Below are 5083 nucleotides of genomic sequence, written 5' to 3'. Positions count from 1 at the left end.
ACAATCGTGTTAGAAAGCATTCGTCGAATGGATATCTGTCTCCAGTTATATTTGAAATAACTAGACCAATGAAAAAGGTCGGTTAATTGTGTCTATAAAATTGGGGGAAGATCACTCCTTATGCCGCTGTTACAGGAACGATTACTGCTTTTGCTATTATTTCTGCAATAAACGGAGGGAGAAGAGTATTAACCCCTTTTGCTTCTAGAGCTTATTTTATAGTTCGAAAAGATCTTTATTATGGTAAGAGTTTTCAAAGTCCAGAAGAATTATATGAGCCCTTAAATACGAGTTATGAATTAAGACAAAAATCAAAATTTTTACCTGCTATTCCATCAAATAAAAATAAATATGAAATTGAATTAAATAATCTAAATAAAATGAATAAAGTTTTAAGTGAAATATCTAATGTAGCATCTCGAAATGGATTAGTTAATTTTAATTTGTCATCACTGTTTCATTACTACATTAATTTAGTTGAAACATTTGATCATGACTTAACTCAAACAAACTATAAAAAATCCTTATTTTCTAAAGGACAACCCTATGATAAAGAATTTAAAGAATTAGAGCAAATATATTATAAAACAATGAATTATTCAAGATATATGAAAGCTTTAAAAACTCCATTACATGCCCAGTTGGGTTCGATAAGATTGAGTTTACTAAAATCAATTCAGGTATTATTTGCACCTGAATCTACATTTTCTTTATTTTGTAATAATCATATTATGAATTCTTCAAAATCAAATATAGAATTCTACAGATCAACGATAGAGAATAAAATTAAGAAAAAATATAAGTCAATTGGCGGGTTTGATAGAGCGGCTTATACGGATCTTATTTTTTCAACACTTGTCTCTGGAAAATTCAGTCCAGAAAAATCAAAAGAATTTTTACAAGGACTCGATAGCTTAGTAAACAAAAAAAATTATGGTCAAGAAATAAAAAATTGGTTTAAAGATTTATCGCATCCTACTTCATTAGGAAGAAAAGGTATCGGTATTTTAGGAAATTTAGGATGGATTTTTTATGGAACTTCTGAAACAGCTTCCAATCCTTTGAAGCAATTTAATAGTGATTCGAAATATTATTTTCAAATCGGTGGAGCCATATTATATAATTTAGTACTTGGTATTACCTATGTTGCAAATGATAGAAAACCTTCAAAAAAACTAGAATTTGTAACTGATATTATGAAATATACAATGTCTACTATTTATATGGGTGAATGTGTAATTGGTTTTATAAATTATATTGGAGTTTGGAGTGGGAAATTAGTAAACACAACTCTTTCTAATTTTGCCGCATCGCCATTTGGACTGATTGCAGATGTGGGAATTTCATATGCTTCTTATAAAATTGATCAGCATGAAAAAAAAATGTGGAATAAAATAGTCGAAGATTATATTGACTATAGAGAAACAGAAATGGAATTGAGAAATAAGCATGAATCTGAAACAAAATTATTTCATGGTATTTCTCCTCATGCACCAAGAACATATTGGAGACCCGCATTCGATTTTTTTAAAAAACAGGATAAAAATGCAGTTCATTATATGAAAAATATTTCTAAAATTTATAGTGATAAACTCAGTAATATAAGCCAATTGGCTATTGAGGTAAATAAGGATATTTTAAGATTGGTAAAAAAAGTAGAAAAATTTAATGAACAAAAAACAAACTATGTTTTTAAACCCAGTTTTAAAGAAAAATACTTTAATAAAGTGGATTATACGGAAGAAAAAATTATAGAAGATTACACGAAATTATTTACTAAAATTATTGCTTTATCTGGTGAAATTGAATCTTATGATTATTATTTAAATAATTTTGTTGATGGGTTTTTAACAGAAGTCGATTACTCTTTACAGCTTTATATGTCTTTATTGATAGATAGCATTAAAGATCCAAAACTTCATGAACTTTCAAAGTTTGGAGAAATTGAAAAAATTGCGAATGTTGTATTTGAAAGGAAATTTTATGAGGTAACAGAGTTGTGAATTAGTTATTTTCAAAAATATAAACTAATTTTAAATTCATATTTGAGAAATTTTTAGATGCTAATTCAATTTCTTGTTCCAACCACTTTTGCGGTACATTTTCAATAATTGGAATTGCTAAAGTCATTATTTGTTTAGAATTGCAGTGATCTATAAGAGATAATATGGTTTTTCTCATTGTATCTCGCTTTAATCGTTCTTGCCAATTGTTTCTTATTGTCATGGCAATGATGTGATTTGTTCCAAATAAGGTATTAATAGGATAATAATAAGATTGGTAGGGTTCAAAATGTTTTCTTAAACATGATCGAGCATATTCTCTATAGTAGTCTGGCCAAACCTTTTTAATTTTTTTAGTTAACAAATCATGACTTAATCCAATGCTGTTAATTGGATGTGCTAAAGCTTCAGGATAAAGATCAAAAATATTATCAACAATTTGAAATATCATATGATTCCTTTTTGACTTTTGATCCTTATTGATATATAATTAATAATTAAAGATAGCAAGGAAGCTGCGCTTCCAACCCAAAGTCCGTAACCAATTCTTATTTGATTTGTTGCAAGAGAAACAACCCCAAACATTTCTACAGGCAAATTTTTAGCAATCATGGTTTGGTAACCTATTTTTGTCAATTCATAAAAATAAATTGCGCAAACAGAAAGTGAAAGAAAAAGCATTGTATATAAAAAGAACTTTCGAATTTTATTCGTTTTAAATAAAATATAAGAAATGACAATTAAAAGAAATGATAATAAAAATATAAAATTCGCTGGCTTCCCACCTATGTCCATTCCTGTTTTGGAGCCAACACCATAAGACATCCAGGGAAGTAATGGGCATGTAAGCGTAATTAGTGAAAAAAGATTAATTAGATAAAATTTTAATTTGCTCGATTGATTCATTCCTGCAAGCCCCTATATGAAAATACCTAACAAGGTACCTTAGTCCCCAAAAGTATAGCTTTTTTTTTCTATTAAAAATAGTATAAAAAGTTTAAAATAGTTTTTGATTGCTTTATTATTTTCTTTTTATTTTTTATAAATTAATGTAGTATTTTATGATTTATATGAATTATTTATGATATTTATTCCCTAAATTTTTTAATTTATTCTAGTGAGTTCATTATATTATGTACTATCTTTTTTTTGTAACCGTCTTTTTACTGGCTTTCTCACCAGGGTCAAACGTTGTTCTTATGATTAATAATGGATTAAGATATCGGCTAAAAGATGCTATTTTTGCGATATTTGGTGTTTTTTCTGGGTTAATTATATTTGCTATTATTAGTTCATTCAGTGTTCAAGGTGTCTTTAAATTTTCATCAAATTTTTATACGTATTTAAAAGTTATAGGTGCTATTTATCTTATTTATTTAGGAATAAAAAATATATTAAGTAAAGATAAATATAAATTTGAAAATCAAAAATGCTTAATTAGGCCAAATAAATTTAAATTATATTATGAATCTTTGATTTGTTGTTTAACGAATCCTAAATTTTTGTTTTTATACATAGCTTTATTACCTAATTATATTGTAAATGAAAAAAATATTTTAGTACAAATTTTTACTTTATCTCTTATTCAAATTTCAGTAGTTCTTTCCTCAATGTTTACATATTTGTTGCTTGCGAATAGAGCTTCCAAGTTTTTATTGACGAAAGAAAAATATATTCGTTATATTTCAGGAAGTGTTATGATTTTATTAGCGATATCATTGTTGGTAACAATATAATACGATTGATACGTTCTATTTTTTTTTAATCAACTGGAACTTTGGCTTTTCCGTATGTTTGATTAACAACTGGATTCAATTTTAAAATAAAATTTTCAAAAATATTTTTAGCGGAACACCAATCGGAACGATCACAATGGAAAACTGAAAAATTATTATTTATTCTTTGATTTAAAACATAGGAATAATTTGTTGGTAGAATAAAATTATCTGTAGATCTTAATGAAAATAAATAATTTTCATAGTCTTTAGGCATGAGTCCTTTTTCTTCAAGAAAATAGTTCCCGTTACCATCATTTTTTAAGTAATTTTTAATAGAAAATTCATTATTTAAATATTTTATATAAAATTGATCTTCTGTATAAATATATTTGCCACAATTTTCTAAACTTTCTGGTAATATTGTAAAAATTGCATTTGCAATAGAACCTTGAGAGAAGTATTCTTTTAAGTAATATTTATTATTGAATAATGTATCTGTTGCTTTTATAATACCTGTTTTATTTTCATTTGATTGTACTCGGTTTGTTGAAAATAGAAATTTTTCGCAATATTTTATAGGGTATCCTAAAGTATTAAATATTTGTTTATATGGGTTAAAAATTATATTTTCTTCAGCAGCAATTTTAAAACTTATGAATAAAATAATAATGATATAAAAAATTTTCATAATTTATTCCTTTGTTTTGATTTTTAATAAGAATGATAGTTTAAATCTATTTTATAAAATATTTTTTATAAAGTCAATTGTTTTTTTATCTGTCATTGAATATGATTCATTTTATTTATATATAAAATATAAAATATGTATATATTTAAACAAAAAATATTTTATAAATATTTTAATAATTAATATTTTTTTAATATTTCTTCTAATGCCAAAGCTAAAGAGATTTAAATATATTTTAAATAAGTCCCTCATCTATCCCATTTGGATTCTCATAAGGCTTATCTATCTTCAGTCAAGGTATTAAACTATGAATTAAAAAAATAAATAATTTAATTGGGAATCATAAAATCATAAAATATGTGTAAATAAAATAATTGAAATTATTTTGAAAATTGTAATTATTTTCCATAAATAATTATATTTTATATTTTTAATTTTTATTTTTTTTATGAAATTTAACATTTGCTATGTCGATTTATATTTGTATTATTAAGATGATATGACTCATTTTTTAACGAGAGGTGGGTAAATATCTCTACGCATATTAAAATCTTTAGATAATAATTCTATTAATGGTTAAAGTGATTCCTTTTGGTGGACAATATGCTATGAACTTAGGCGTTCATATAGAAGGGTTGTCCAATGTTAAAGAAGAAATCAGTTAAAAGTCAATA

At 25.1% G+C, this 5083-nt stretch carries 5 protein-coding genes; 2 read left to right on the top strand and 3 right to left on the bottom strand.

Going from position 1 to position 5083, the window contains the following annotated elements; translation table 11 throughout:
* Positions 1–380 precede the first annotated feature (380 nt).
* Complete coding sequence (locus ACIQ56_RS14200; RefSeq protein ID WP_397601705.1) at positions 381–2003, top strand: hypothetical protein; 1623 nt, start codon at positions 381–383, stop codon at positions 2001–2003.
* A 1-nt stretch (position 2004) separates the two neighbouring features.
* Here ACIQ56_RS14200 and ACIQ56_RS14195 read toward each other — a convergent pair whose 3' ends face one another.
* Entirely contained in the window at positions 2005–2454 is a 450-nt protein-coding gene (locus tag ACIQ56_RS14195; RefSeq protein WP_397601704.1) for a hypothetical protein, read from the bottom strand.
* The gene (locus ACIQ56_RS14190) at positions 2451–2909 is read right to left on the bottom strand and encodes a hypothetical protein (RefSeq protein WP_397601703.1); all 459 of its coding nucleotides are present in this window, start codon (positions 2907–2909) and stop codon (positions 2451–2453) included. Before ACIQ56_RS14190 ends, ACIQ56_RS14195 begins: the two co-directional genes overlap by 4 nt.
* A 227-nt stretch (positions 2910–3136) precedes the next feature.
* Here ACIQ56_RS14190 and ACIQ56_RS14185 point away from each other — a divergent pair, with 227 nt between their 5' ends.
* Positions 3137–3739, top strand: coding sequence for a LysE family translocator (locus tag ACIQ56_RS14185; RefSeq protein ID WP_397601702.1), 603 nt, complete (start codon positions 3137–3139; stop codon positions 3737–3739).
* 25 nt (positions 3740–3764) lie between these two features.
* On the opposite strand, the gene ACIQ56_RS14180 is transcribed toward ACIQ56_RS14185, so the two are convergent.
* Positions 3765–4409, bottom strand: a complete 645-nt coding sequence (locus ACIQ56_RS14180) for a hypothetical protein (protein WP_397601701.1) — start codon at positions 4407–4409, stop codon at positions 3765–3767.
* Positions 4410–5083 lie beyond the last annotated feature (674 nt).

It is taken from the genome of Silvanigrella sp. (assembly GCF_044369315.1).
Lineage (GTDB): Bacteria > Bdellovibrionota_B > Oligoflexia > Silvanigrellales > Silvanigrellaceae > Silvanigrella.
Note: the sequence above shows the minus strand (reverse complement) of the source record. Positions and strands in the feature narration are given on the sequence as shown.